The organism is Streptomyces longhuiensis (assembly GCF_020616555.1).
In the GTDB taxonomy this organism is placed as follows: domain Bacteria; phylum Actinomycetota; class Actinomycetes; order Streptomycetales; family Streptomycetaceae; genus Streptomyces; species Streptomyces longhuiensis.
The window spans coordinates 1,413,898-1,439,242 of the sequence record NZ_CP085173.1 but is presented as its reverse complement, the minus strand read 5'-3'; the positions used below and the strand labels follow the sequence as shown (position 1 = coordinate 1,439,242).

Annotated in this window: 23 protein-coding genes and 2 pseudogenes; 13 read left to right on the top strand and 12 right to left on the bottom strand. The window is 70.4% G+C overall.

Translation table 11 applies throughout. The features are described from left to right. Positions 1-63 precede the first annotated feature (63 nt). From LGI35_RS06890 to LGI35_RS06870, 5 genes are all read left to right on the top strand, one after another. The gene (locus LGI35_RS06890) at positions 64-630 is read left to right on the top strand and encodes a GNAT family N-acetyltransferase (RefSeq protein WP_227293004.1); all 567 of its coding nucleotides are present in this window, start codon (positions 64-66) and stop codon (positions 628-630) included. Positions 631-904: 274 nt separating this feature from the next. After that, positions 905-994 (top strand): K(+)-transporting ATPase subunit F, encoded by a 90-nt coding sequence (gene kdpF / locus LGI35_RS06885; RefSeq protein WP_227293003.1) that lies wholly within the window; start codon positions 905-907, stop codon positions 992-994. A gap of 8 nt (positions 995-1,002) precedes the next feature. Further along, positions 1,003-2,667, top strand: coding sequence for a potassium-transporting ATPase subunit KdpA (kdpA, locus tag LGI35_RS06880; RefSeq protein WP_227293002.1), 1,665 nt, complete (start codon positions 1,003-1,005; stop codon positions 2,665-2,667). Positions 2,668-2,711: 44 nt separating this feature from the next. After that, entirely contained in the window at positions 2,712-4,814 is a 2,103-nt protein-coding gene (kdpB, locus tag LGI35_RS06875; RefSeq protein WP_376566343.1) for a potassium-transporting ATPase subunit KdpB, read from the top strand. A 5-nt stretch (positions 4,815-4,819) separates the two neighbouring features. Continuing rightward, on the top strand, positions 4,820-5,488 hold the full coding sequence (locus LGI35_RS06870) for a potassium-transporting ATPase subunit C (protein ID WP_227293000.1): 669 nt from the start codon (positions 4,820-4,822) through the stop codon (positions 5,486-5,488). Between the two features lie 69 nt (positions 5,489-5,557). On the opposite strand, the gene LGI35_RS06865 is transcribed toward LGI35_RS06870, so the two are convergent. Further along, positions 5,558-5,758 (bottom strand): hypothetical protein, encoded by a 201-nt coding sequence (locus LGI35_RS06865; protein WP_227292999.1) that lies wholly within the window; start codon positions 5,756-5,758, stop codon positions 5,558-5,560. 204 nt (positions 5,759-5,962) lie between these two features. Here LGI35_RS06865 and LGI35_RS06860 point away from each other — a divergent pair, with 204 nt between their 5' ends. Both LGI35_RS06860 and LGI35_RS06855 read left to right on the top strand, forming a co-directional pair. Beyond that, positions 5,963-6,928 (top strand): aldo/keto reductase, encoded by a 966-nt coding sequence (locus LGI35_RS06860; protein ID WP_227292998.1) that lies wholly within the window; start codon positions 5,963-5,965, stop codon positions 6,926-6,928. A 68-nt stretch (positions 6,929-6,996) separates the two neighbouring features. Next, positions 6,997-7,653: a formylglycine-generating enzyme family protein gene (locus tag LGI35_RS06855; protein ID WP_227300223.1), complete on the top strand. Its 657-nt coding sequence runs from the start codon at positions 6,997-6,999 to the stop codon at positions 7,651-7,653. 52 nt (positions 7,654-7,705) lie between these two features. On the opposite strand, the gene LGI35_RS06850 is transcribed toward LGI35_RS06855, so the two are convergent. Next, the gene (locus LGI35_RS06850; protein WP_227292997.1) at positions 7,706-7,897 is read right to left on the bottom strand and encodes a CsbD family protein; all 192 of its coding nucleotides are present in this window, start codon (positions 7,895-7,897) and stop codon (positions 7,706-7,708) included. Between the two features lie 74 nt (positions 7,898-7,971). Beyond that, positions 7,972-8,518 (bottom strand): annotated as a pseudogene (locus LGI35_RS06845) (FAD-dependent monooxygenase); the annotation flags it as partial. A gap of 21 nt (positions 8,519-8,539) precedes the next feature. Between LGI35_RS06845 and LGI35_RS06840 the strand changes: the two are divergent. Next, positions 8,540-9,031 (top strand): annotated as a pseudogene (locus LGI35_RS06840) (TetR/AcrR family transcriptional regulator); the annotation flags it as partial. A 239-nt stretch (positions 9,032-9,270) separates the two neighbouring features. Here the strand turns inward: LGI35_RS06840 and LGI35_RS06835 are convergent. Both LGI35_RS06835 and LGI35_RS06830 read right to left on the bottom strand, forming a co-directional pair. Next, entirely contained in the window at positions 9,271-11,661 is a 2,391-nt protein-coding gene (locus LGI35_RS06835) for an ATP-binding cassette domain-containing protein (protein WP_227292996.1), read from the bottom strand. A gap of 133 nt (positions 11,662-11,794) precedes the next feature. Then, positions 11,795-12,145: a VOC family protein gene (locus LGI35_RS06830; RefSeq protein WP_116500730.1), complete on the bottom strand. Its 351-nt coding sequence runs from the start codon at positions 12,143-12,145 to the stop codon at positions 11,795-11,797. Positions 12,146-12,486: 341 nt separating this feature from the next. On the opposite strand from LGI35_RS06830, the gene LGI35_RS06825 reads away from it, so the two are divergent. After that, positions 12,487-14,583 carry a hypothetical protein gene (locus LGI35_RS06825; protein WP_227292995.1) on the top strand — a complete coding sequence of 699 codons (2,097 nt, stop codon included), beginning with the start codon at positions 12,487-12,489 and terminating at the stop codon, positions 14,581-14,583. Between the two features lie 17 nt (positions 14,584-14,600). Here LGI35_RS06825 and LGI35_RS06820 read toward each other — a convergent pair whose 3' ends face one another. The 3 genes from LGI35_RS06820 to LGI35_RS06810 all read right to left on the bottom strand — a co-directional run bounded on the left by LGI35_RS06820 (position 14,601) and on the right by LGI35_RS06810 (position 16,293). Beyond that, positions 14,601-15,098 (bottom strand): nucleoside deaminase, encoded by a 498-nt coding sequence (locus tag LGI35_RS06820; RefSeq protein ID WP_227292994.1) that lies wholly within the window; start codon positions 15,096-15,098, stop codon positions 14,601-14,603. A gap of 71 nt (positions 15,099-15,169) precedes the next feature. Further along, complete coding sequence (cynS, locus tag LGI35_RS06815) at positions 15,170-15,640, bottom strand: cyanase (RefSeq protein WP_227292993.1); 471 nt, start codon at positions 15,638-15,640, stop codon at positions 15,170-15,172. A 53-nt stretch (positions 15,641-15,693) separates the two neighbouring features. Further along, positions 15,694-16,293 carry a carbonic anhydrase gene (locus LGI35_RS06810; RefSeq protein WP_227292992.1) on the bottom strand — a complete coding sequence of 200 codons (600 nt, stop codon included), beginning with the start codon at positions 16,291-16,293 and terminating at the stop codon, positions 15,694-15,696. A 135-nt stretch (positions 16,294-16,428) separates the two neighbouring features. Between LGI35_RS06810 and cynR the strand changes: the two genes are divergently transcribed. The 3 genes from cynR (at position 16,429) to LGI35_RS06795 (ending at position 20,268) form a co-directional block, all read left to right on the top strand. Further along, on the top strand, positions 16,429-17,337 hold the full coding sequence (gene cynR, locus LGI35_RS06805; protein ID WP_227292991.1) for a transcriptional regulator CynR: 909 nt from the start codon (positions 16,429-16,431) through the stop codon (positions 17,335-17,337). Between the two features lie 335 nt (positions 17,338-17,672). Further along, positions 17,673-18,587 (top strand): AurF N-oxygenase family protein, encoded by a 915-nt coding sequence (locus LGI35_RS06800; RefSeq protein ID WP_227292990.1) that lies wholly within the window; start codon positions 17,673-17,675, stop codon positions 18,585-18,587. A 19-nt stretch (positions 18,588-18,606) separates the two neighbouring features. Further along, entirely contained in the window at positions 18,607-20,268 is a 1,662-nt protein-coding gene (locus tag LGI35_RS06795) for an FAD-dependent oxidoreductase (RefSeq protein ID WP_227292989.1), read from the top strand. A 72-nt stretch (positions 20,269-20,340) separates the two neighbouring features. On the opposite strand, the gene LGI35_RS06790 is transcribed toward LGI35_RS06795, so the two are convergent. Further along, positions 20,341-21,777 (bottom strand): purine-cytosine permease family protein, encoded by a 1,437-nt coding sequence (locus LGI35_RS06790; protein ID WP_227292988.1) that lies wholly within the window; start codon positions 21,775-21,777, stop codon positions 20,341-20,343. Between the two features lie 70 nt (positions 21,778-21,847). Between LGI35_RS06790 and LGI35_RS06785 the strand changes: the two genes are divergently transcribed. Further along, positions 21,848-22,510, top strand: a complete 663-nt coding sequence (locus LGI35_RS06785) for a TetR/AcrR family transcriptional regulator (protein WP_227292987.1) — start codon at positions 21,848-21,850, stop codon at positions 22,508-22,510. Between the two features lie 49 nt (positions 22,511-22,559). Here the strand turns inward: LGI35_RS06785 and LGI35_RS06780 are convergent, their stop codons facing one another. The 3 genes from LGI35_RS06780 to LGI35_RS06770 form a co-directional block, all read right to left on the bottom strand. Then, positions 22,560-22,922 carry a hypothetical protein gene (locus LGI35_RS06780; protein WP_227292986.1) on the bottom strand — a complete coding sequence of 121 codons (363 nt, stop codon included), beginning with the start codon at positions 22,920-22,922 and terminating at the stop codon, positions 22,560-22,562. 182 nt (positions 22,923-23,104) lie between these two features. Further along, the gene (locus LGI35_RS06775) at positions 23,105-23,500 is read right to left on the bottom strand and encodes a hypothetical protein (protein ID WP_227292985.1); all 396 of its coding nucleotides are present in this window, start codon (positions 23,498-23,500) and stop codon (positions 23,105-23,107) included. Positions 23,501-23,594: 94 nt separating this feature from the next. After that, positions 23,595-25,193 carry an FAD-dependent oxidoreductase gene (locus LGI35_RS06770; RefSeq protein ID WP_376221019.1) on the bottom strand — a complete coding sequence of 533 codons (1,599 nt, stop codon included), beginning with the start codon at positions 25,191-25,193 and terminating at the stop codon, positions 23,595-23,597. Positions 25,194-25,345: the final 152 nt, after the last annotated feature.

The following is a 25,345-nucleotide window of genomic DNA, read 5'->3' as shown; positions in this document are numbered from 1 at the left end:
GCCGTGGTGGCACGGTTTCGGCCTAGGCTGCGGCGCGGCAGCAACCCGTACCGAAGGAGCAGGATGTTCGCGATACCGCTGGGTGACGACGGCGTCGAGCTGCGGCCCCTGGAGCCGTGGAACGCCGAGGAGTTCCTCGCCCACATGAACCGGGGTCGCGAGCACATCGGCCGGTTCGTCGAACTCCCGGACCACGTGACGGACTTGGTGTCCGCCACGGCGTTCCTCCAGCGCTACGCGGACAAGACGGCTGCCGACGCCGGTCGCCTCTACGGCATCTGGGCCGACGGCACGCTCGTCGGCGGGGTGATGTTCCGGCTCTTCGACACCGCGGCCGGGAACTGTGAGGTCGGCTGCTGGCTGGAGGCGACGATGGTCGGCCGGGGCATCGTCACGCGCGCGATCCGTGTCCTGCTCGACTGGGCCTTCGACGTGCGCGGCATGCACCGCGTCGACTGGGTGGCGGGGGCCGACAACACCGCCAGCCTCAATGTGGCCCGGCGCCTCGGCATGACCCGCGACGCGGTGCTGCGGGAGAGCTACCTGTACCGGGGCGTCCGCCACGACGAGGAGGTCTGGTCGGTCCTGGCCCCGGACTGGCGCAAGCTCGGGGGCGCCTCGGCGAGGTAGTCCACGGTCTCCTGATCTGCGGGAACACGGGCACGCCAGGGTGGCCCACGTCACCCTGGCGCGAAGAGGCGTATGGGATGCGTCAAGGCCGCGCACCCCGCCGTATGAGAGGCGTCAAGGGGGGCCGTTCCGGTCCTGAACGGAGGTTTCCTCTAAGCGTCCGTTCAATTCCGAACCTCATTCAGGAGCTCACGATGGCCGACGTGGCCTTCGTCGTCACCACGATCGCGGTTTTCGCGCTGGTGGCTCTCATCGCCAAGGGGGTCGCAAAGCTGTGACTGCCGAAACCGTCGTCGGCCTGATCGTGGCCGTCGCCCTCCTTGGCTATCTGGTCCTCGCCCTCATCTACCCGGAGAGGTTCTGAGTACCGATATGAGCCCCGTACTCGCTGGTGTGCTCCAGCTCCTCGCCCTGATAGCGGCGCTCGGCCTGGCCTACCGTCCTCTGGGTGATTACATGGCCCGGGTCTACTCCTCCGACAAGCACCTGCGTGTGGAGAAGTGGATCTACAAGGGCATCGGCGCCAATCCGAACGCGGAGATGCGCTGGCCCGCCTATTTGCGGAGTGTGCTTGCCTTCTCCGCGGTGAGTGTTCTCTTCCTGTACTTGTTGCAGCGTGTCCAGGGCAGTCTGCCGGGTTCGCTGGGCTTCAAGTCCATCGACCCGGATCAGGCGTTCAACACGGCTGCTTCGTTCGTGGCGAACACCAACTGGCAGTCGTATTACGGCGAGCAGGCCATGGGCCACGTCGTGCAGACGGCGGGTCTGGCGGTGCAGAACTTCGTCTCCGCGGCGGTCGGTATCGCGGTGGCGGTGGCGCTGGTGCGGGGTTTCGCTCGTTCCCGTACTGGTGAGCTCGGCAACTTCTGGTCGGACCTGGTGCGCGGCACGGTCCGTATCCTGATCCCGATCGCGGTGATCGGCGCACTCGTCCTGGTGGCGTGCGGCGCGATCCAGAACTTCTCCGGGATCCACGAGGTCGGCCAGTTCATGGGCGGCTCGCAGCAGTGGAACGGTGGCGCGGTCGCCTCGCAGGAGGCCATCAAGGAGCTGGGCACCAACGGTGGTGGCTACTTCAACGCCAACAGTGCCCACCCCTTCGAGAACCCGAACGGTTTCACGAACCTCTTCGAGGTCTTCCTGATCCTGGTCATCCCGTTCGCGTTGACGCGCACGTTCGGCCGCATGGTCGGTTCCCTGAAGCAGGGTTACGCGATCCTCGCGACGATGGCCGCGATCTGGATCGGGTTCACGGCGTTGATGATGTGGACGGAGTTCCACCACGGTGGTCCGGCGTTCGATATCGCGGGCGGGGCGATGGAGGGCAAGGAGAACCGGTTCGGGGTCGGCGGTTCGTCGATCTTCGCGGTGGCCACGACCCTCACCTCGACGGGTGCGGTGGACTCGTTCCACTCCTCGTTCACCGGGTTCGGCGGGGGTATCACGATGCTGGGTATGCAGCTGGGTGAGATCGCGCCTGGTGGTACCGGTTCCGGGCTTTACGGGATGCTGATCATGGCGATCATCGCGGTGTTCATCGCGGGTCTGATGGTCGGGCGTACACCGGAGTATCTGGGCAAGAAGATCGGCACGCGTGAGATCAAGTTCGCGGCGTGCTACATCCTCATCACCCCCGCGCTGGTTCTGGTGTTCACGGCGCTGGCGATGGCGCTTCCCACGCCGCCGAACTCGATGCTCAACTCCGGGGCGCACGGGTTCTCGGAGATTCTTTACGCGTATACGTCGGGTGCGAACAACAACGGTTCGGCGTTCGCGGGTCTGAGCGCGGACACGCAGTGGTTCAACACCACGATCGGGCTCGCGATGCTGCTGGGCCGGTTCCTGCCGATGGTGTTCGTCCTCGCCCTGGCCGGCTCGCTCGCAGAGCAGCGGCCCGTCCCCGCCACGGCCGGCACCCTGCGCACCGAGAAGCCGCTGTTCACCGGGCTCCTCGTCGGCACGATCCTGATCATCGCCGGTCTGACGTACTTCCCCGCCCTGGCCCTCGGCCCGCTCGCGGAAGGACTGGCGTCATGACCACCGGAACCAGCAAGTACGACTCGAAGAGGTCACAGGACTCGATGTCCACAGCCACTCCGCCCCGGGCGCCGCACAGCGACGTACCGACCGGGCACAAGGACGAAGGACGTGTCGGCGCGGGTGTCTTCGACCCGAAGCAGCTGTTGAAGTCGCTGCCGGATGCCTGCCGCAAGCTCGATCCGCGGGTCATGGTCAAGTCGCCCGTGATGTTCGTGGTGCTCGTCGGTTCGGTCCTGACGACGGTGTTCTCCTTCAAGGACCCGTCCGACTGGTTCGGCTGGACGATCAGTGCCTGGCTCTGGCTCACCGTGATCTTCGCGAACCTGGCGGAGGCCGTGGCCGAGGGCCGCGGCAAGGCGCAGGCGGACACGCTGCGCAAGGCCAAGACCGACACCGTCGCGCGCCGGCTGTCGAAGGACGGCACCGGCGAGGAGCAGGTGCCGGGCACCGAGCTGCGCATCGGTGACCTGGTGGTGTGCGAGGCGGGTGACATCATCCCCGGCGACGGTGACGTCGTCGAGGGCGTCGCGAGTGTCGACGAGTCGGCCATCACCGGTGAATCGGCTCCCGTGATCCGGGAGTCGGGGGGTGACCGGTCCGCGGTCACGGGCGGTACGAAGGTCCTCTCCGACCGCATCGTCATCAAGATCACGACGAAGCCCGGCGAGACGTTCATCGACCGGATGATCGCTCTGGTCGAGGGCGCGGCCCGCCAGAAGACCCCGAACGAGATCGCGCTCAACATCCTGCTCGCGTCCCTGACGATCGTGTTCCTGCTGGCCGTGGTGACCTTGCCGCCGTTCGCGGACTACGCGGGCAAGCACCTCAGTATGGTCGTGCTGGTGGCCCTGCTCGTCTGCCTCATCCCGACGACGATCGGCGCGCTGCTCTCCGCGATCGGCATCGCGGGCATGGACCGTCTGGTCCAGCGCAACGTCCTCGCCATGTCCGGCCGGGCGGTCGAAGCCGCCGGCGACGTCTCCACCCTGCTGCTCGACAAGACGGGCACCATCACGCTCGGCAACCGTCAGGCCTCCGAGTTCGTGCCGGTGAGCGGTGCCAGAGAGGCCGATGTCGCGGACGCGGCGCAGTTGTCCTCGCTGGCCGACGAGACCCCCGAGGGCCGCTCCATCGTGGTGCTGGCGAAGGAGAAGTACGGGCTGCGCGAACGTCACCAGGGTGAGCTGGCCGGCGCCGATTGGATCGCCTTCACCGCCCAGACCCGCATGTCGGGTGTCGACGTGGACGGCCGCAAGATCCGTAAGGGTGCGGCCGGTTCGGTCATCACCTGGGTGAAGGAACAGGGCGGCACCGTCTCGGATGACGCCGACAGGCTGGCCAACCGGATCTCCGAAGCGGGTGGCACGCCGCTGCTGGTGGCCGTGGACGACGCCGACGGCGCGCGCGTCCTCGGTGTGATCCATCTGAAGGACGTCGTCAAGGACGGTATGCGGGAGCGGTTCGACGAGCTGCGGCGTATGGGTATCAAGACCGTCATGATCACGGGTGACAACCCGCTGACGGCGAAGGCGATCGCGGACGAAGCGGGTGTGGACGACTTCCTCGCGGAGGCCACTCCCGAGGACAAGATGGCCCTCATCAAGCGGGAGCAGGCGGGCGGCAAGCTCGTCGCGATGACCGGCGACGGCACGAACGACGCCCCCGCGCTCGCGCAGGCCGATGTCGGCGTGGCCATGAACACGGGCACGTCGGCCGCGAAAGAGGCCGGCAACATGGTCGACCTCGACTCCAACCCGACCAAGCTCATCGAGATCGTCGAGATCGGCAAGCAACTCCTCATCACCCGGGGCGCGTTGACGACGTTCTCCATCGCCAACGACGTCGCCAAGTACTTCGCGATCATCCCGGCGCTGTTCGCGGCGGTCTACCCGGGCCTGGACAAGCTCAACATCATGCACCTGTCCTCGCCCGACTCCGCGATCCTGTCCGCGGTCGTCTTCAACGCGCTCGTCATCATCGCGCTCGTGCCCCTCGCTCTGAAGGGCGTCCGGTACCGGCCGGTGAGCGCCGACAAGCTGCTGCGGCGCAACCTGGGGATCTACGGGCTCGGCGGTCTGATCGCGCCGTTCATCGGCATCAAGCTCATCGACCTCCTCATCTCTCTCATCCCCGGGATCGGCTGATCACCATGAACAACTCGGTTAAGAACACCGGCCGGTTGCTGTGGGCCGGCCTGCGGGCCCTGCTCGTGCTGACCGTCGTGTGCGGCGTCATCTACCCGCTCGCCGTCACCGGGGTAGCCCAGGCCCTCTTCCACAACAAGGCGAACGGCTCCGAGATCAAGTCCGAGGGCAAGGTCGTCGGCTCGTCCCTCATCGGCCAGCGCTACGACCTGCCGCTGAAGAAGGGCCAGGAGACCGCGGAACCCGACCTCAAGTGGTTCCAGCCGCGCCCCTCCAACGGTCTGGGTACCAACAGCGTCAACACGCAGTACAAGCTGATCCTTTCCGGCGCCACCAACCTGGCCGGCGACAACAAGGACCTCATCGGCCAGGTGGAGGCCGCGCAGAAGGCCGTCATCAAGGACAACTCCACGGCCACGTACAAGGTCAAGAAGTCGGATGTGCCGGCCGACGCCGTCACCTCCTCCGGCTCCGGCCTCGACCCGGACATCTCCCCGGCCTACGCGGACCTCCAGGTCCACCGCATCGCGGAGAAGAACCACCTCTCGGTCGCCCAGGTGCAGAAGCTGGTGGACGAGCACACCGAAGGCCGTATCGTCGGCTTCATGGGTGAGCCTCGCGTCAACGTCCTCGAACTCAACATCGCGCTCAAGGGCTTGGCCGCGAGGAGCTGATCGCGGACCGGACACGACGGAAGCCGGCGGCTCGGGAAGACTTCCCGGTGCCGCCGGCTTCCGTGTGCGCTAGAGCGAGCCTTGCCCGCCGCTGTTCAGCGCGGGGGCGTGCGTCTGCGGCGTCGGCATGGCGCGCGGCAGCGGCGCCGGCATCACCCGTTCCAGATCCCGCAGGGTCTGTTCGGCTGCGGCACGGACCTGGGCGGGGATGTCGCCTCGTTCCTGGATGAGCCGACTGTAGATCGGAGCTTCGTGCTGTGCGGCCCACACGTCGAGACTTCCCTCTTTCCTTGGCTGGCGACGCCCCCGGCACCGGAGGAATCAGCCAACGAGTCTACCGGTGACCTCTCCGGCTTAGGCAAAGTGTCCATATCGGGGGACGCGCGCTCCTGAAGAGGGTATGGATCGTCGGGACGTTTCCGGGCGCAGGCTTCGACGCGGCCCGGGCGAAGAGACTCGACGTGGAGGTTGAGAGTGCGCTACCGCGAGCTGGGCCGCAGCGGAATGTCCGTGTCCGAGATCGGCTACGGCGCCTGGGGCATCGGCGCGTCCGGGTGGGTGGGCGCCACCGAGGACGAGTCCGTACGTGCCCTGCACCGGGCCGTCGACCTCGGGGTGAACTTCATCGACACCGCCCGCGGCTACGGCGAGAGCGAGCGGATCGTGGGCCGGGTCGTGCGCGAACGGGCAGGCGACGAGGTGCTTGTGGCGACCAAGGTGCCGCCGATGAACAGGATCTGGCCCGCGCCCGAGGGCGTCGACCCCGCCGAGGCGTTCCCGGGCGCCCACATACGCGAGAGCGTGGAGACCAGTCTGCGGGTCAGCGGCCTCGACCACTTCGACGTGGTGCAGTTCCACGTCTGGAGTGACGAGTGGGTGGGCCGGGGTGACTGGCTGCAGACGGTCGAGGAGCTGAAGAAGGAGGGGAAGATCCGCCTGTTCGGCGTCTCCATCAACGACCACCAGCCGGACAACGCGCTCGCCCTCGTGCGCAGCGGTGCCGTCGACACCGTTCAGGTGATCTACAACATCTTCGACCAGGCACCCGCCGACGCGTTGCTGCCCGCCTGCGAAGAACACGGCGTCGGCGTCATCGTCCGCGTGGCGCTGGACGAGGGCGGGCTCACGGGCCGGGTCACCGCAGGGGCGACGTTCCCCGAAGGCGACTTCCGCGCACGCTACTTCCGCGACGACCGGCCGGCGCAGGTCGAGCGGAAGGTCGCCGCCATCGTGGCCGACCTCGGCATCGCGCCCGACGAGATCGCCGAGAACGCGCTGCGCTTCGTGCTGAGTTCGCCCGCCGTCTCCACCGTCATCCCCGGCATGCGCACCGTACGCAACGTCGAGCGCAACACGGCCCTGAGCGACGGACGGCCGCTGACCGCCGACCAACTCGCCGTGCTGGCAAGGCACCGCTGGCAGCGCAACTTCTACGGATGATCCCGAGGGAGAGGCTTCACGAGGTGCATCCCGCGACCGACGCCGCCGTCGACACCATCGCAGAAGGGATGGTGCGCGTCGCCGGTGGCACCGTCGACCTACGGGACGACCGGCGCGGCGCTCGCTGGACGACGGACATCGCGCCCTTCCGGATCGGCCGCCACCCCGTCACGGCGGACCTCCTCCGCTCCGCCACCGGCGCCGACACCGCTCCCGCCACGAGCGGTGCCACGAGTGGCGCCTCGCCGGTGACGAACGTCAGTTGGCTCGACGCGATCGACATCTGCAACGCCCTCTCGGCGCGCTCCGGTCTGACCCCGGCCTACACCCGCGAGGCGGACGGCGGCGGGGTGTCGTGCGACTGGGACGCCGACGGCTACCGCCTGCCGACGGAGGCCGAGTGGCAGTACGCGTGCAAGGCGGGAACCGAGGGATACCGGTACGGGGCGATCGACGACATCGCCTGGTACGCGGACAACTCCGGAGGCGGAGTCCACGACGTCGGCGGAAAGGCCCCCAACGCGTGGGGGCTGCACGACATGCTCGGCAACGTCTGGGAGTGGTGCTGGGACCTGTACGACGAGGAGGTCTACGGCTCGTACCGGATCTTCCGCGGTGGTGGCTGGGCCGAGTCGGAGCGGGGCTGCGGGGCCTCCGTGCGCCGCCGCAGCCACCCGACGTTCGCGATCGACGACCTCGGCTTCCGGCTGGCCCGCAGCGGGTGACGGCAGGGGGAAGCCCCCGCGCAGCACGCGCGGGGGCTTCTTCGAGGCTCGGTCAAGAGCCGTCGCGCTGGATGGAGTCGTGGACTCCGCGGGCGCGGTCGTGGGCATCGCCCATCGCCTTCTTGGCCTCGCCCTTCGCCTGGTCGGCGCGGCCCGAGGCCTCCTTGCGGCGATCGCCGGTGACCTTACCGGTCATCTCCTTGGCCTTGCCCTTGACCTTGTCCATGCCGCCCTTGTCAGCCATTACGACTCCTTTGTCTTGTACGGGTCTTGCTCGACCAACGTAGAACGGCGGCACCGAAGCCGCGCGGCGGACGACTACGCTCCGTGAGGCTCGCGGCAATTCGGCAGCTCAGGGGGTGTCCAGTCCGCATGGCGCAGGATCGCGCGGACGGTCACACGTGCCGGGGCCAGGCGAAGTGCGGTGTCGCGCAGGGGGATGGCCAGGGGATGCGTCAGCTGCTGGCCATCCGGCCCGCCCGACGGGCGGCGCGGGCGACGGACCGGCTGCGTGGCCGGCGTTCCCCGTCGTAGTGGGCGAGCGCCGCTTCGACGGTGGGTTCACCGGCGACGGCGGCGGCGAGCACGGCCGCGTCCGCCAGCGTCTGAAAGGCACCTTGGCCGGGGTTCGGCGTCATGGCGTGGGCGGCGTCGCCGAGGAGGGCGACGCGGCCCACCGCGTACGTGGGCAGAGGCGCGACCAACTCGTTGATGTCGTGGTGCAGTACGGCCGCGGGGCGTGTCGCGTCGAGCAGTGCGGGAATCAGGTCGTGCCACCCGGCGAACCGGCGCCGCATCGCCAGTGATCCGGATACCGCACGCCTGCGGGCGAGTTGAGGACGGCGTGCCACTCCGTTCGGCCATCGACGTACTCGCCGAGGACGGCGTGCGGGGCCTGACGCACCGGGCCGTGGACAAAGCGGCCGACATGCCCGCGGGCACCACCTCCGCGTACTGCCGCACGCGGCAGGCGCTGCTCACGGCGCTGGTCCGGCGGCTCGTGGAACGCGACCAGGCCGAGCTCCACGCGGCGGGCAAGGAGCTGACGCCGCTGCGCGACGCGGACCAACTGGCCGGGCTGATCGCGGAGTTCGTCGAGCGGCGGCTCACGGGGGAGGGCCGGCGGCGATCCCTCGCGCGCCATGCCTGTGCCGTCGAGAGCGTGCGCCATCCCGAGCTGCGGGACATCCTCGTCCCGCGCGAGAACGCGGCAGGCGACGCCGTACGCGCCTTCCTGGCCGCGCACGGCGTGGCGGACGCCGAGGACCGCACCCTCACCCTGCCGGCGTGCGTCGACGGGCTGGTCTTCGACCGGCTGCTGTCCGGCGGCCGGGTCTCCGAGCGGGAGATCCGTGGGCTCGTCGAGACGGCTCTGCGGTGGATCCCGTCCGCCGGGGTTCACCGGGATGTGCCCGCGGTCGGTCAGCCGCGGGCTGTTCCGCGAGGGCGTGCGGTCCGGGTCGGACATCAGAAGGCCTGCATCCCTGCCGAGCCGTCGCTGCGCGTGACGGTCGGTCCGCAGGATGGTGCGCCGGGAGCCTCACCTCGTCACGAGCAGGTGGCATGCGCGCCACTGACTCGCGTCCGACCCGGAGGGTGTCCGCCCTCGCTTCCCGATCAGCCGCCCACGTACGCCGCGAGGTGCTCACCGGTCAGGGTGGAGCGGTCCGCGACGAGTTCGGCGGGTGTGCCCTCGAAGACGATCCGTCCGCCGTCGTGACCGGCGCCGGGACCGAGGTCGATGATCCAGTCGGCGTGGGCCATGACCGCCTGGTGGTGCTCGATGACGATGACGGACTTGCCGGAGTCGACGAGCCGGTCGAGCAGGCCGAGCAGCTGCTCGACGTCGGCGAGGTGGAGGCCGGTCGTCGGCTCGTCGAGGACGTAGACCCCGCCCTTCTCGGCCATGTGCGTCGCCAGCTTGAGCCGCTGCCGCTCGCCGCCGGACAGCGTGGTGAGCGGCTGTCCCAGCGTGAGGTAGCCGAGTCCGACGTCGGCCATCCGCTGAAGGATCTTCTGCGCGGCCGGCGTGCGTGACTCCCCGGCGCCGAAGAACTCCTCGGCCTCGGCCACCGACATCGCGAGCACCTCGCTGATGTCGCGCCCGCCGAAGTGGTAGTCGAGGACCGAGGCCTGGAACCGCTTCCCCTCGCACTCGTCGCAGGTGGAGGCCACACCGGCCATCATCGCCAGGTCGGTGTAGATGACGCCCGCGCCGTTGCAGGTGGGGCAGGCGCCCTCGGAGTTCGCGCTGAACAGCGCCGGCTTCACACCGTTGGCCTTGGCGAACGCCTTGCGGATCGGGTCGAGCAGCCCGGTGTACGTCGCCGGATTGCTGCGCCGCGAGCCGCGGATCGCGGCCTGGTCGACCGTGACCACGCCTTCCTGCCCGGACACCGAGCCGTGGATCAGTGAGCTCTTGCCCGAACCCGCGACGCCCGTGACGACGGTCAGTACGCCGAGCGGGATGTCGACGTCGACGTCCTGAAGGTTGTTGGTGCCCGCGCCGCGCACCCCCAACTTCCCCGTCGGCGTCCGGACCGCGGGCTTCAGCGTCGCGCGGTCGTCCAGGTGCTGCCCGGTGAGCGTGTCACTCTTCCGCAACCCCTCGACCGTGCCTTCGAACACCACCTCGCCGCCCTCGGTGCCCGCTCGCGGGCCGAGGTCGACGACGTGGTCGGCGATCGCGATCGCCTCCGGCTTGTGCTCGACGACCAGCACCGTGTTGCCCTTGTCCCGCAGCCGCAGCAGCAGGTCGTTCATCCGCTGGATGTCGTGCGGGTGCAGCCCGATCGTCGGCTCGTCGAAGACGTACGTGACATCGGTCAGGGACGACCCGAGGTGGCGGATCATCTTGACGCGCTGCGCCTCACCGCCCGAGAGCGTGCCCGCCGGGCGGTCGAGGCCGAGGTAGCCGAGCCCGATCTCCACGAACGAGTCGAGGGTGTCCCCGAGCGCCTTCAGAAGCGGGGCCACCGACGGCTCGTTCAGGCCCCGCACCCACTCGGCGAGGTCGCTGATCTGCATCGAGCAGGCGTCGGCGATGCTGATCTTCTTAATCTTCGACGACCGGGCCGCCTCGCTCAGCCGCGTGCCGCCGCAGTCGGGGCAGGACGTGAACGTCATCGCCCGCTCCACGAAGGCGCGGATGTGCGGCTGAAGCGAGTCGATGTCCTTGGACAGCATCGACTTCTGGATCTTCGGGATCAGACCCTCGTACGTCAGGTTGACGCCGTCGACCTTGATCTTGGTCGGCGCCTTGTGGAGCAGGTCGTGCAGTTCCTTCTTGGTGAACTTGCGGATCGGCTTGTCCGGGTCGAAGAAGCCGCAGCCGCGGAAGATCCGGCCGTACCAGCCGTCGACGCTGTAGCCGGGGACGGTGAGCGCGCCCTCGCTGAGCGACTTGCTGTCGTCGTACAGCGCCGTCAGGTCGAAGTCCGTGACCGAACCCCGGCCCTCGCAGCGCGGACACATGCCGCCGACGATGCTGAAGCTGCGTCGCTCCTTCACCTTCTCGCCGCCGCGCTCGACGGTGACCGCACCCGCGCCGCTGATCGAGGCGACGTTGAAGGAGAACGCCTTGGCCGAGCCGATGTGCGGCTTGCCGAGCCGGCTGAAGAGGATGCGCAGCATCGCGTTGGCGTCGGTGGCCGTGCCGACCGTGGAGCGGGCGTCGCCGCCCATCCGCTCCTGGCCGACGATGATCGCCGTCGTCAGACCGTCGAGCACGTCGACCTCGGGCCTGGCCAGCGTCGGCATGAAGCCCTGGACGAACGTGCTGTACGTCTCGTTGATCATCCGCTGCGACTCCGCGGCGATCGTGCCGAAGACCAGCGAACTCTTGCCCGAACCGGAGACACCGGTGAACACCGTCAGCCGGCGCTTCGGGAGCTCGACGCTGACGTCCTTGAGGTTGTTCACGCGCGCACCGTGCACGCGGATCAGATCGTGGCTGTCGGCAGCGTGCAGCGCAGGTGACTGCGCCTGCGTTCCCTTGGCCATGCTCATCGTGTCTCCATCTGTTGCGCGGGACCGCCCTCGCGGGCCCCGTCGGCGTCGCCCGGCTCGATCTAACCAGTTTCGAGCCGTCCGCCTGATGCTGTTCGTCCACTGGCCGGGACCCGGTAGGCCGGGCCGTCCGTCAGCTGTCCTGGAGCAGTCCGAGGACGTTGCCGTCGGCGTCGGTGAAGGTGGCGACGAGGCGGCCGCCGCCGACGTCGTGCGCGGCCTCCTTCACCACGGCACCCGCGGCCGTGACCTCGGCGAGCTTCGCCTCGATGTCGGGTACGTGCCAGTAGGTCACCGGCGAGGTCATGCCACCGCCACCGGGAACGAGCCCGATGTGCTGGCCCGCGACGTCGAAGCCGACGTAGTAGGGAGCGTCGGCCGTCGGCTCCGCGCCGAGCAGGGCGACGTACACCGCCTTGGCCTTCGCCAGGTCGGAGACGGGGTGCAGCACGGTCTTGATCCCCTGGGTGGAAGAGCTGGTCATGATGACTCCTGAAGGTCGTGGGTGTGGTCGCCGTCGTCCGGTGCGAGGCGGCGGGAGAGCTGCCGTGAGGGGCGCTGTCCACGGAGTTCAGGCTAGGCGGGGCTCAGGACCGGCGCTTCTCCAAAACTGCTCACTTCGAGTGGCCTGCGCCCCACCGTGGAGTCGGGCGCGCGTTCGACTGTTCCGCGCGAAGGGTGGACCGTCGCCCGGCGACGACACCCTGGGGCCGCTCAGGCGTTGGGGTTGCCGTGGCGCAAGTGCAGTGACGGTTCTGCACAGACTGGGCGCGGGCTGCGGACGACGGCGGCGGTCGACGGACGAGGGGCAGGAATGTGCGGAGCATGGCGGACGTGTGGACACGCAGGGGCGGCGACAGAACGCCGTCGGCGGAGGACCGCGGCCACGTGCCCGGTCCGCTGGTCGGCCGGGAGCGGGAGTCGCAGGACCTGCGCACGCTCCTGGAGAACCATCGACTGGTGACGGTGGCCGGCGAGGTCGGCGTGGGCAAGAGCCGGCTCGCAGCGGAGGCGGTCGCGGATGTCGTGGCGCTGGGCGCGAGGCCGGGGGAGCGCGTGCTCGGCGTGAGCGAGGGGCGGCTCACAGCGGGTGCGGTCGTGGGCGTCGGCGCGCAGGGGGCCGGGCCGCGCGTCATGGTCGTCCGCTGGTCGGAGGGCGGGCAGGACGCCGGGTCCGGTGCCGGGCCGGGCACGCCCGCCTCGCTTGCCGCCGCCGTCATGGAGGCGGCGGCCGGGATCCACGGGAGGCGCGGAGCGGCCGGTGTCGGCGCCATCGCCGACCAGTTGCGCGCCGCCGACGTGCTGCTCTTCCTCGACGACGTCGATCCGGTCCAGGCCGAGTGCGTGGGGATGGTGCAGACGCTGATGGAGTTCGTGCCGTCGCTGCGCGTCCTGGTGACCGCGCGCCGGCCCCTCGGCCTGGGCGGCGAGGCCGTGCTGCGCCTGGCGCCGCTCAGCTCCGAGCCCGCGGACGGGCGCGGGACCGCGCCTGCCGCGGCGCTGTTCTTCGACCGGTTCCTGGACCGGTCTCTGGAGCAGGCGGGCGCCTTCGACGCCGACGAATCGGAACTGGGCTCGGTGGCGGACATCTGCCGGTACGTGGGCGGGCTTCCGCTCGCGGTCGAGCTGGCCGCGGAGCAGGCCGCCAGAAGCAGCGTGGGGGAAGTCGCGGAACGGCTCAAGGAACACCAGTGCTGGCTGAGCGCACCGGACATGGCCGCTCCCCGGCACCGCTCGCTGCGGGACGCCGTCGCCGCGGTCTACGTGCTGTGCGACCGCGACGAGCGGATCGTGTGGGCACGGGCCAGCATCCTGGCCGGGGACTTCGACGAGTCGACGGCGGCGTTCGTCTGCGCCGGCGGCGGCCTCGCCCCGGCCCGGGTGCCCGCATGCCTGACCCGCCTCGCCGCGGTCGGCGTCCTGACTCCGGTACGCGACCCCGGCGGCATCCGCGAACCCCGCTACCGCATGGCCCCCGCCGCCCACGACTTCGGCGGCGAACGGCTGCGTGAGGCAAAGGAGTTCGAGGTCGCCGCCGAACGCCGCGCGATCCACTTCCACCGGGTGGCCGCCCTCGCCGAGAACCTGTGGAGCCTCGGCAGTCAGCCGCAGGCCGTACGGCTCGTCCTGGACGAGGCCGAGGGGCTCAGGGCGATGCTGGAGTACGCGCCCCGCCAGCCCGAACTCGCGGCGGCGGCCCTGGAGTCCGTACTGAACCTGTGGTTCTGGTGGGCGGTCTACGACGCCGCCGACGAAGGGCGCCGCCATCTGCTGCGGCTGCTTCCGATGTGCCGCTCGGACACCCTCCTGACCGCGCGCGCCCTGTGCCTCGCGGCCTGGCTCACGGCGTACGGCGACCCGTACGGGGCCAGTGAGCTGCTTCAGCACGCGTGGCCGGCCGCGGTCCTGACCGGGGACGACGCGACCGTTGGGCGGATCGCGCACGTCCAGGGCATGCTGGCGCTCCACGAGGGTGACCTCGAACGGGCCACCGAGCAGTTCCAGGAGGCGGCGAGCATGATCCCGCCCCACGTGTCCGGCGGTCTGCCGCCCGCGGTGAGCCTGGCCGCTCTCGCCGTGGCACAGGCGGAGCAGTCGCCGCGGGCGGCGCGGCGGAGCGCCCGCCGCGCCCTGAGCCAGCCCGGCATGCGCGGTGACGCCTGGGCCTGTCTCGTCGCCCGGTACGCCCAGGCGTTCGTCGACCACAGTGACGGCCGCACCGGCAGGGCCCGCCTGCGTGCGCACCGCGCGCTCGCCGCCCTGGACGGCCGGCTGCCGGCACCGCACGGCTGCGCCGCGCTGCGGGACCTGATCACCGACATCGACCGGGGGAGCCGTAGCGGCCTGCCGACGGCGACTGTGCCACGGGGGCTCACGGGGGTGGCGATCCCTGAGCAGCCCGGCAGCGGCATCCTGGGCTGAGCCGGCGCGAGAACGCCTCAGGCCGTCGGCACCCCGGGCACCCGGCGGCTGCCGCCGTTGCGCTCCTGCCACAGCCGGTACACGTCGACGGCGCTGTCCCGCGGCTCGTGGCGCATGGGCAGGCGACGCTCGGTGTAGTCCTTGGCGAACTCGCCGTAGAAGGAGTCGAGTTCGAAGTACCTGCGGTCGTCGACGTAGTGCGGCTCGTACGCGTCGCGGGTGGTGAGGAAGACGACCTCGTCGGGGGAGCAGTAGTACAGCGAACCCAGGCACATCGGGCAGGGGTGGGCGAGTACGTAGATGGTGGCGCCGACCAGGTGCTCGGTGCCGAGCTTGCGGCAGGCGTCGCGGATGGCGAGGATCTCCGCGTGCGCGGTGGGGTCGGAGGTCTGGGCGACCCTGTTGGGGCTCTCGGCGAGGATCTCGCCGTCCTTGACGATGACGGTGGCGAAGGGGCGTCCGCCCTCTTCGACGTTCTGGCGGGCGAGGTCGATGGTGCGCTGGGCGAAGTCCATGGAGGTCCTCCGGGGAATTGCGTGACCGGCTCCGGTTTGTGACCGGCCGTGGTGTCTGTCCTGGCGAAGAATCAGAAAGGCTTTGTGGGCAGGTACTTGCCGTCGAGGGTGATCACGGCGCGCTCGCCGCCCTCGGGGTCGGCGACCTTCTTCACGTCGAGCTTGAAGTTGATCGCGCTGATGATCCCGTCGCCGAACTGCTCGTGGACGAGGGCCTTGAGGGTGGTGCCGTAGACCTGGAGCATCTCGTAGAAGCGGTAGATGGTCGGGTCGGTCGGAATGCCGCCGGGGATCGAACCGCGCGTCGGGATGGTCTGCAGCAGCAGGGCCGCGTCCTCGTCGAGACCGAGGAGTTCCGCGACGGCCTCGGCGGACGGCTGCGGAAGGGCGTGCTGGCCGAGGACGGCCGCGGTGACGAAGGCCGGCGACAGTCCGGCGACGTCGGCGATCTGCTGCCAGGTCAGGTCCTTGCGGGTCTTGGCGTCGACGGCGGCGACGGCGAGGGTCTCGCGGGCGGTGGGGTCGAACTGGGCGTGTGCCATGGGGAGTTCCTCTTTCGGAAGGGTTGGGCGTTTCTTGGTTCCGGTCGGTGCGGTCAGGCCGCGATCGCGGCGGCGTCGACCGGATCGACTGCTCCGGTGGCGATGTCGAACACCCAGCCGTGCAGGGTGAGCGTCCCTTCGGCCAGAGCTCGGGCCACGGAGGGGTGGGTGGCCAGGTTCCGCAGTTGCGCGGACACGTTCGCCCGCACCAGGGCGGCGACCCTGCCGGGACCCGACGCTTCCGGGGCCGCGGCGACCCGGGCCCGCGCGGCGTCCGCGTGCCGCAGCCAGCCGGAGACGACCGGCGCGGCGCCGAGGTCGTGCCCCTCGGCCAGCGCGGTCATCGCCCCGCAGGCCGAGTGACCGCACACGACGACGTCGCTCACGTGCAGCACGGCGACGGCGTACTCGATGCTCGCCGCGACGCCGTCGGGGTCCGAGGAGTAGGCCGGGACCAGGTTGCCCGCGGTGCGGACGACGAACAGCTCGCCGGGTTCGCTCTGTGTGATCAGTTCGGGGACCACGCGGGCGTCCGAGCAGCCGATGAAGAGCGTCGTCGGGCGGTGGGTCGTGGCCAGGTGGGCGAAGAGCCCCGCCTTCGCGGGAAAGACGTCGCGGCGAAAGCGCGCGAGACCGTCCGAGAGGTCATGCATGGGTCACTCCCTTCGATGACTGCCGGCCCGTCGGGCTGACGAGATCCACCATGCATGACCAGCTGCTATAGCGTCCAAGACGCAATGACCATGACTCCTATCGATGACATCTATGATTCGGCCTATAGTCGGGTCATGGGCCCCGAACTTCGTCATCTCCGCTATCTGATCGCGGTGGCCGAGCACGGCAACTTCACCCGTGCGGCCGAGGAGCTGCGTATCTCCCAGCCGACGCTGTCGCAGCAGATCAAACAGATGGAGCGCGTCGTCGGCGTCCAGCTCCTGGACCGCAGTGGCCGCACGGTACGCCCCACCGACGCCGGCGAGGCCTACGTGTACTACGCGAAGCGCGTGCTGAGGGACCTGGCGGCCGCCGACCGCGCCGTGCTCGACGTCGCGGACCTCTCGCGGGGCCACCTCCGGCTCGCCATGACGCCCACGTTCACGGTCTACCTCATCGGCCCGCTCGTGGACACGCTCCGCAGCCGCCACCCCGCAATCACGGTCGACGTAAGGGAGATGACGCAGGATCACATCGAGGCGAGTCTGCTCGCGGACGAACTCGACCTCGGGATCGCCTTCGAGGGGGCGCAACAGACGGGCATCGCGGCCACAGCGCTGTTCACCGAACACCTGAGCCTCGTCGTGAGCGCCGACGGCGATCGGGTCCGGGGCGACCGGCCGCTACCCGTACGCGAGCTTGCCGAGCGCCAACTCGCCCTGCTCAGCGGAGATTTCGCGACCCGAGGCCACATCGACGACTATCTCGCGGCGTGTCGTGTCGATCCGACCGTCGCCGTCGAGGCCAACAGCATCCTGGCGCTCACCGAGATCGTGCGCCGCTCGTCGTCGCTGGCCACCGTGCTCCCCGACGCCATCGCCGACGATCACCCACACCTTCGGCCCGTCCCTCTCGACCCGCCGCTGCCCACCCGTACCGCCGTGCTCCTGCGCAGGGAGAGTGCCTACGAGAGCGCGGCCGGGCGCGCGTTCGCCCGCCTCGCGCACGACCTCGTCGAGGAACGAGGCTACCGGCGGGCCTGACCGCGCCGGGGCGCACGGGGCCTGTCGCCCGTTGCTTACCGGGGGGTAGGCCAACGCGCCCCCTTGTTATACGGTCTGTCTAACAAGCGGGCGGGTGGCCTCTGCAGAGCCCCCGTCCACCTGTGCTGACCTGGTGCCTTCGCGCAGCCCGCGGAGCCGCCAGGCGGCGCCCCGCCGACGGGCCGCGACGGGGCGACGGTCCGTGGCCCCGTGCGTGTGCCCGCACGGTGGCCTCCGCGAGCAGCCCCGCGTACCGCCGGGCGCACTCACGGACGGCGACGGACACGGCAGTGCAACGACAGGGAACGCACACGTCTGATCCAAGGAGCCGCAGCATGGCAAGCAGCACTGTTCGGCCGGAATCGCACGAACTCCCCGACGAGCGCGGCGTCTCGCGGCGGCTGCTGGAGTCGGCTGCCGTGCTGGCGTACGACCCGGCGACCGAGGTGGACTGGGAGACGCCGCTGGACAGGGACTTCCACGGCGCGAGCCCGGAGTGGAGCACGCTCTACGGCACCGCGTACTGGGCGGAGTTGACCGAGGAGCAGCGCAAGGAGCTGACGCGGCAGGAAGCCGCGTCGGTGGCCAGCACCGGCATCTGGTTCGAGATGATCCTCCAGCAGATGGTGCTGCGGGACATGTACGCCAAGGACCCGACGAAGGCCGACTTCCAGTGGGCGCTGACCGAGGTCGCCGAGGAGTGCCGCCACTCGATCATGTTCGCCCGCGGCGCGGAGAAGCTGGGGGCGCCGGCCTACCGGCCGCACCGGCTCGTCATCGAACTGGGCCGCGTCTTCAAGACACTCGCCTTCGGCGAGGCGGCGTACGCCGCGATCCTGGTGGCCGAGGAAGTCCTCGACGTCATGCAGCGCGACTGGATGCGCGACGAGCGGGTCGTGCCGTTCGTCCGCACGATCAACAACATCCATGTCGTCGAGGAGTCGCGGCACATGAAGTTCGCCCGCGACCAGACGCGCAAGCGCCTCGCGGGTGCGGGGCGGATCCGCCGGCACATCAACGCCTTCGTGGTCGCGACCGCGTCCTACTTCATCGTGACGAGCATGGTCCGCCGCCAGGTCTACGAGAGCGCCGGCCTGGACGTGCGGCGCGCCGTGGCCGAGGCGGGGGCCAACGAGCACCACAAGTCCATGATGCGCGCGAGCTGCTCGGGCCTCATGGAGTTCCTGGCCTCCGCACGGCTGCTCACCAAGCCTGCGCTGGCGTTCTACAAGCGTGCCAACCTCATCTGAGCCGACGTGAGTTGACGACATGACGTACGCCATCACCCAGACCTGCTGCAGTGACGCGACCTGTGTCGCCGTGTGTCCGGTCAACTGCATCCACCCCACCCCCGAGGAGCGGGCGTTCGGCAGCACGGAGATGCTGCACATCGACCCGGCGTCCTGCATCGACTGCGGCGCGTGCGCCGACGCCTGCCCGGTCGACGCGATCTTCCCGGTGGACAGGCTGTCCCCGGCGCAGAAGGAGTACGCCGCGATCAACGCCGCGTACTTCGAAGACGGTCACAGGCCTGCGGATTCGGGTGCGGACGCGATCGAGGACGGCCCCAACTTCCATTCCTGGGGAAGCCCTTCGTTCCCGCGTGTCCTGCCGTCCGACCTCGTGCCGCTCCGCATCGCCGTCGTCGGTACCGGACCGGCCGGGATGTACGCGGTGCAGGACCTGCTGCTGCACACCAACGCCGAGGTGACCCTCATCGACCGGCTGCCGGTGGCCGGCGGCCTCGTGCGTTACGGCGTGGCGCCGGACCACCCGGCCACCAAGAAGGTCGGCGAGACCTTCGCCAGGTTCCACACGCATCACCGGGTACGCATGCACCTCGGCCTCGAAGTGGGCGACGACGTCAGTCCGCAGGAGCTGGCCGAGCACCACGACGCGGTCGTCTACGCCGTCGGGGCCGCCGCCGACCGCCGCCTGTCCGTCCCGGGCGAGGACCTCGCCGGCAGCATCTCGGCACGCACCTTCGTCGCCTGGTACAACGCCCATCCGGACGTCGCACACGACGCGATCGACCTCTCCGCCGAACGCGTCGTGGTCGTCGGCAACGGCAACGTCGCCCTCGACGTCGCCCGGATCCTGCTCGCCGACCCGGACGCCCTCGCCCGCACCGACATCGCCGACCACGCCTTGAAGGCGCTGCGCGCGAGCTCCGTGCGCGAAGTGGTCCTGCTCGGGCGCCGTGGCCCCGAGGACGCCGCGTACACCACGCCGGAACTGCTTGCGCTCAAGCACGTGCCGGGCCTGCAACTGCTCGTGGACGACCACGATCCCCGTATCGGCGTGGCCGTCGACGCGGCCGGTCCGAACGACAAGGCCGCCGTCCTGAAGGGGGTTCCCCGAGGCGCCTTCGACACAGACGTGGCACCGCCGCCCGGGCGGCGCATCGTCCTGCGCTTCCACAGCTCGCCAGTAGAGCTGCTCGGATCGGATCAGGTCGAAGCCGTGCGCGCCGAAGGGGCGTCGGGGGAGCGGGTGATCGCGGCCGGCATGGTGCTGCGTGCGATCGGCTACCGCGGAGGACCGCTCGCCGGCCTCCCCTTCGACGAGGTCACCGGCACCGTGCCGCACGAGGGCGGGCGCGTCACCGGCATGCCCGGAACGTATGTCGTGGGCTGGATCAAGCGCGGCCCCAGCGGTGGCATCGGCGCCAACCGCACCTGCGCGGCCGAGACGATCGCCACGCTGCTGGCCGACGCCGTCTCCGGCGCGCTGCCGACGCCACCGCGCGCGCCCAAGGCCTTCCACCGGCTGGCCAGGCGCCGCAACCGGCGCGTCCTCGACGCGAAAGGGCTGGCGGCGATCGAACGGGCCGAGGCCGCGCGGGGGCGCGAGGCCGGCCGGCCACGGGTCAAGCTGGCCACGGTCGATGAACTGGTGGCGAGCGCACGGCGCAGGCGTGTCCTCCGGTGAGGTGAACGGGTGGGCCCGGCGCGGGAGTTGGCTGCGCCGGGCCCCGGCGTGCCCCGGAGGTGGGGTGTCGGGTTACCCGCGCCGGGCCTCGGCGGGCCGGTGCACGCGCATCATGGCGACGTACACGGCAGCGGAGACCAGGATCCCGACCGGCAGGGAGAGGTCCGTGCCGCCCGCCGCCCGGGCGATGGGGCCCGTGTACATCTGTGTGTCGACGCACTGGGACGCGATGCCGGTGGCGACCACCAGGGCGGTCACGCCGGCCCAGTTGACGCCGCCCGCGTACCAGAACGCGCTGCCCCGGGACTCATCGGTCAGTTCCCTGCCGTCGTAGCGGTTGCGGCGCCACAGGATGTCGGTGGCGTAGATCGCGATGCTCGGGCCCATCAGCGCCACCATGAGTTCGAGCATGTTGCTCACGGTGTCGAGGAAGTTGGAGACGAGCAGCGCGTACAGCGTCAGTGCCACACCGAGGGCTCCGTCGAGGGCGACGCTGCGGGACCTGCGGATCCGGACCCCTATGGACTGCAGGGCGAGGCCGGAGCTGTAGGCGGTCATGGCGTTGTTGCAGATCGCGCCGAGGATGACGGCCAGGAGGAACGCCGGCTTGAACCAGCTCGGCAGGATGGTCTCGAGGGCGGTCTGCGGGTCGGACATGTCGAGCGAGGTACCCGCGAGGGCGCCGAGCGAGGTGAACAGGACGCTGGGCACGTACGCGCCGAGGGTGGTCCAGCCGGCGATCGCCCACGGCGAGGTGGTACGGGGCAGGTAGCGGGCGAAGTCGGCGCTGTTGCTGTACGAGAGAGGTGCGGAGGCGACGAGGGTGATGCCGCCTATCATCACGGCCCACAACTCCGTGCCATGGAGCTGGTGTCGGGGCGCGTAGCTCCAGTCGACGTGGCCGAGCACGTACCCGGCCAGGACGACGAAGACCGCGGTCAGGGCCAGGGTGAACGGAAGGTAGAGCTTCACGATGGTCGCGTGGCCGTAGACGCTGATGGCGAGCGTCGCCGCGGCGAGCACCACGATGACGACGACCTTGACGCCCGTCGTGAGCGCGATGCCGGCCTTGTCGACGAGGCTGAACGCGGAGAGCGAGGCCGCGGCCCAGCTGAGAGCCAGATAGCAGACGGACACGAACCAGCCGGTCAGGGCGATGTTCGCCCGATTGCCCCGGATGCCGAACATGGCACGCGTGATCACCTGGCTCGGGGTGCCGGCCGCGGGACCGCTCACGGCGACAAGACCGACCAGCACCCAGCACAGGTTGCCGGCCGCGATCACGCCCAGCGCCTGCCAGAGGCCGAGGCCCATCAGGATGAGGGCGCCGCCGACCACGAGGCTCAGGTAGCTGACGTTGGGCGCCGCCCACACGGCGAACAGCTCGCGGGCGCGGCCGTGCCGTTCGGCTTCGGGGATGAAGTCGATGCCGTGCGCCTCCACCCGCCCGGCCTGGTCGGCAGGGGGTGCGGCAGCTGGTGCCGAGGGGTCTGGGATCGTGGGAGCCATGCAGTCCTCCGAACAGGCGAGCACGGGAGCCGACTTGTCTATTGGCCACGAATCCAATAGTGAGCAGGGGGTGCCGTCAAGCACCCGGCCGAAACGGGTGCGGAAGAATCCGGAGGCCCGCCGCGCCGAGATCGTGTCCGCGGCGGCGGCGATCGCCCTCGCGGAGGGCCTCGAATGCATCACGATGCGCCGGGTCGCCGACGAGCTCGCGGTGCGCCCCGGCCTGATCAGCCACTACTTCCCGGTCGCGGAGGACCTCGTCGCCGAGGCCTTCGGCGTGGCGGCGACGGCCGAGCTGGACGAACTGATTCCCGTGGATCGGCCCGAGGGCGAGACGCTGGAGGACCTGGCCCGCTTCTTCCACCTGACCACGGGGGAGCGCTTCGACGGCATGAGTCGCCTGTGGCTCAACGCCAGGCATCTGAGCCGCTACCGCGACAGGCTCCGCGACCGGGTGGGTCACCAGGAGGCCCAGTGGCGCGCACGCCTGACCCAGCTCATCCGCGACGGTGTAGCGGCCGGAGCCCTGCGTACCGAGAACCCCGAAGTGGCCGCCATCCAGATCCTCGTGGTCCTGGACGGCCTCGGGGCCCACGCCAACACGGAGCGCGCCAACCGTCCCCCGGTGGTGACGGCCATGGCCGTCACCACCGCCGAACGCGAACTGGACGTGCCTGCCGGGACGCTCGCCGAACTGATCGCGGCCCGGCATGATCCAAGCGAGAGGCCTTAGTCGAGCCTGGGCGCCCCCATGTCGTGACCTGACCGTCGCGCGGGGCGGATCAGCCGTGACGGGAGGCGGCGCAGCGCGTGCGCCACTGAGGGTCCGCGGCCAGGCCGAGGCCCGTCCAGGCCATCGCCAGTGCCCCGACCAGTACCACCTCGTCCCCGGCCGCGCCGGATACCTCCTCGGCGAACTGGCGGGTGTGCGGCATGCCTTGGGCGCCCGGCACCCCGATCGCCGGGTGGCTGAGGGACATCGCGTGCGTGATGTTGCCCATGTCCGTGGAACCTCGCGGATCCACGACGTCGAGGGGCGCGGAGTGCACCATCATCGCCACGGTCACGTCGTCGAAGGCGCCGCGTTCCAGCATCAGTACCTTGCCGCCGCCCTCCTCCTCGGCCCGGGTGCCCTGCAGCTTCACCCGGAAGCCCAGCTCGTCGGCGGCCGCCGCCCGCGCCCGCCGCGCAGATGATGTGGTGTCCGCAGGCGTGGCCGATCCGCGGCAGCGCGTCGTACTTCGCGCGCACCCCGACCGTCAGATCGCCGCTGCCGTACGTCGCCGTCGCGGAGTGAGTCCGGGCCGGTGACCGGGGGTGCGGGAGGTCACGGGTTGTTGAGGTGGAGCTGGACCTCGACCTCCTGGTCGCCGGCGACCTTGCCGACCTTCTCGACGGCGAAGGCCGCGTCCAGGGTGCGGCAGAGGCGTTCCACCGCCACCGGGCAGCCCTGGAGATCGGCCGTGACCGTTCCGGCCAGCACGGTGCCGGAGACCTCGGCGGGGGCGTGCTCCACGAGGAAGTGGCCCGTCCACGCGGCGGGGCGCGGCCCCTCGTTCGCGTGAGGGACGGCCTCGCCGCGGTCGGAGTCGAAGTGGTCACCCAGGAAGTGGAAGATCGCGTCGGCGTCCGGCGCGGAGCAGTCGCCGAGCACGACCTCCACCAGGTCCCGGGACGAGGGGGCCTCCGCGGGGAAGGCTGTCGAAGCTGATGTGCCGTTCACGTCGTTCTCCGTGTCTCTAGGTCTCTGGGTCTCTGGGGCTCTGGGTCTCTATGGGAACGGTCTCCGCGGGAAGCGGTGCAGCGGGCCGGCACTGTCATGGCCCACTCGTCGTGGCGCCTCCTTCCCCGTCATCCGGGGCAGGCGGCGTATGCGGCAGTCGTACCGGCGCTAGTGGCCGCATGGCCGGTCCCTGAAGGACCGACCCGTCCGTGGCGAAGCGCGAACCGTGACAGGGGCACTCCCACGTCGTCTCCGCCGCGTTGAACGCCACGATGCAGCCCAGGTGCGTGCAGCGCGCCGAGACGGCGCGGACCGTGCCGTCCTCGGCGCGGTAGACGGCGCACCGGTGCCCGTCCACACGCACCACCGCGCCCGATCCCGGCGGGATCTCGGTGACGGAGTCGACGTGGGCGGTGTGCAGCCGGTCGCGGACGAAGTGCCGGGCGACATCGGCCTGTTGGCGCAGCAGAGCCGGTGCCTCCCGCATCGTGCTCCACAGGCGGCGGGGGTCGTACAGCTCGGCCCAGGGCACCTCGTCGCCGGTGATCAGCCCGCTCAGCAACTGTCCGGCCAGGACGCCGCTGCTCATGCCCCACCCGCCGAAGCCCGTCGCCACATACGCGTGCCGGGCCCCGGGGTGCAGGGGCCCGATCATCGGGATCCCGTCGCCGGAGTCGTTGTCCTGGGCTGCCCAGTGGTACGCGGTGTCCTCGACGGCGAAGTGCTCGCGCATCCACGAGTCGAGCCGTGCGAAGGACGCCGCCGCGTCGCCCGTACCCGGCGTGAAGCTCTCCCCGGTCACGATGAGCAGCCGCTGCCCATCGGAGCCGTACGGAGCGGTGCGCACCGAACGCCTGCCCTCGTCCTCGGTGATGAACATGCCAGGCGGGCCCGGGTCGGAGGCGAGCGGGGCGGCCACGACGAGTTCCCGGCGCGGCTGGAGGCGGGCGAACAGGAGCGCGCGGTCGAAGATCGGGTAATGGGTGGTGACGACGACGGCATGCGCGGTCACCGTGTGCTGCGCCTCGGTGGTCACCGTGCACGGGATGCCGCCGAGCATCTCGGTCACGCGTGACCGCTCGAAGATCACGCAGCCCTGCGCCACCAGATCCTCGGCAAGGGCCAGCAGATACCTGCGGGGGTGGAACTGCGCCTGGTCGTCCACGCGCACCGCCCCCGCGACGGCGAAGGGCAGGCCCGTGTCCTCCGTGTACCGCGCCGGGAGCCCGGCCTCACGGGCGGCCTCGGCCTCGGCGCGCAGGATGTCCGTGCCTTCTTGGCGGACCGAGTAGGTGAAGGCCGGGACGCGCTCCAGGTCGCAGTCGATCGCCACCCCGGCGCAGATCTCGGCCACGCGCTCCACCGCGCCCTGCTGCGACGTCGCGTACAGCCGGGCGGCCTCCTCGCCGTGCGTGCGGCGCAGGCGGTCGTACACGAGCGTGTGCAGCGCGGACACCTTGGCGGTGGTGTAGCCGGTGACTCCGGCGGCGATGCGGTCGGCCTCGAGCACGGCGACGGTCAGGCCTGCGTGCGTCAGTTCCCAGGCCGTGCTGAGCCCGGCGATTCCGCCACCGACCACGACGACGTCGACCTCGACGTCCTCGGTGAGCGGCGGGTAGGTGGTCGTGCCGCTGGTGTGCATCCAGTACGACTCGCCCCGTCCGGGCAGTTGCGGTCTCGGCGCCACGGTCATGGCCTCCTTCCCCCGCGACCCCCTAAAACATGGTGACCGCGATGCCGGTGAGGCGCTCGTCGAGTGCGGGAAGGCGGGAGGCGGGAGGCGGGCGCGAGGACACCGCGGAGGGGAAACGCTCGTCCCCGCGCCCCACGGCCGTCGCCCAAGCC

Bases quoted from the DNA above. Each gene is read 5' to 3' on its own strand.
- LGI35_RS06810 (WP_227292992.1), bottom strand. From the start codon at position 16,293: ATGCATGACCTCTCGGACGGTCTCGCGCGCTTTCGCCGCGACGTCTTT.
- cynR (WP_227292991.1), top strand. From the start codon at position 16,429: ATGGGCCCCGAACTTCGTCATCTCCGCTATCTGATCGCGGTGGCCGAG.
- LGI35_RS06855 (WP_227300223.1), top strand. From the start codon at position 6,997: ATGGTGCGCGTCGCCGGTGGCACCGTCGACCTACGGGACGACCGGCGC.
- kdpA (WP_227293002.1), top strand. From the start codon at position 1,003: ATGAGCCCCGTACTCGCTGGTGTGCTCCAGCTCCTCGCCCTGATAGCG.
- LGI35_RS06890 (WP_227293004.1), top strand. From the start codon at position 64: ATGTTCGCGATACCGCTGGGTGACGACGGCGTCGAGCTGCGGCCCCTG.
- LGI35_RS06825 (WP_227292995.1), top strand. From the start codon at position 12,487: ATGGCGGACGTGTGGACACGCAGGGGCGGCGACAGAACGCCGTCGGCG.
- LGI35_RS06850 (WP_227292997.1), bottom strand. From the start codon at position 7,897: ATGGCTGACAAGGGCGGCATGGACAAGGTCAAGGGCAAGGCCAAGGAG.
- LGI35_RS06870 (WP_227293000.1), top strand. From the start codon at position 4,820: ATGAACAACTCGGTTAAGAACACCGGCCGGTTGCTGTGGGCCGGCCTG.
- LGI35_RS06790 (WP_227292988.1), bottom strand. From the start codon at position 21,777: ATGGCTCCCACGATCCCAGACCCCTCGGCACCAGCTGCCGCACCCCCT.
- LGI35_RS06830 (WP_116500730.1), bottom strand. From the start codon at position 12,145: ATGACCAGCTCTTCCACCCAGGGGATCAAGACCGTGCTGCACCCCGTC.
- LGI35_RS06820 (WP_227292994.1), bottom strand. From the start codon at position 15,098: ATGGACTTCGCCCAGCGCACCATCGACCTCGCCCGCCAGAACGTCGAA.
- LGI35_RS06835 (WP_227292996.1), bottom strand. From the start codon at position 11,661: ATGAGCATGGCCAAGGGAACGCAGGCGCAGTCACCTGCGCTGCACGCT.
- LGI35_RS06800 (WP_227292990.1), top strand. From the start codon at position 17,673: ATGGCAAGCAGCACTGTTCGGCCGGAATCGCACGAACTCCCCGACGAG.
- LGI35_RS06795 (WP_227292989.1), top strand. From the start codon at position 18,607: ATGACGTACGCCATCACCCAGACCTGCTGCAGTGACGCGACCTGTGTC.
- LGI35_RS06770 (WP_376221019.1), bottom strand. From the start codon at position 25,193: ATGACCGTGGCGCCGAGACCGCAACTGCCCGGACGGGGCGAGTCGTAC.
- kdpB (WP_376566343.1), top strand. From the start codon at position 2,712: ATGTCCACAGCCACTCCGCCCCGGGCGCCGCACAGCGACGTACCGACC.
- cynS (WP_227292993.1), bottom strand. From the start codon at position 15,640: ATGGCACACGCCCAGTTCGACCCCACCGCCCGCGAGACCCTCGCCGTC.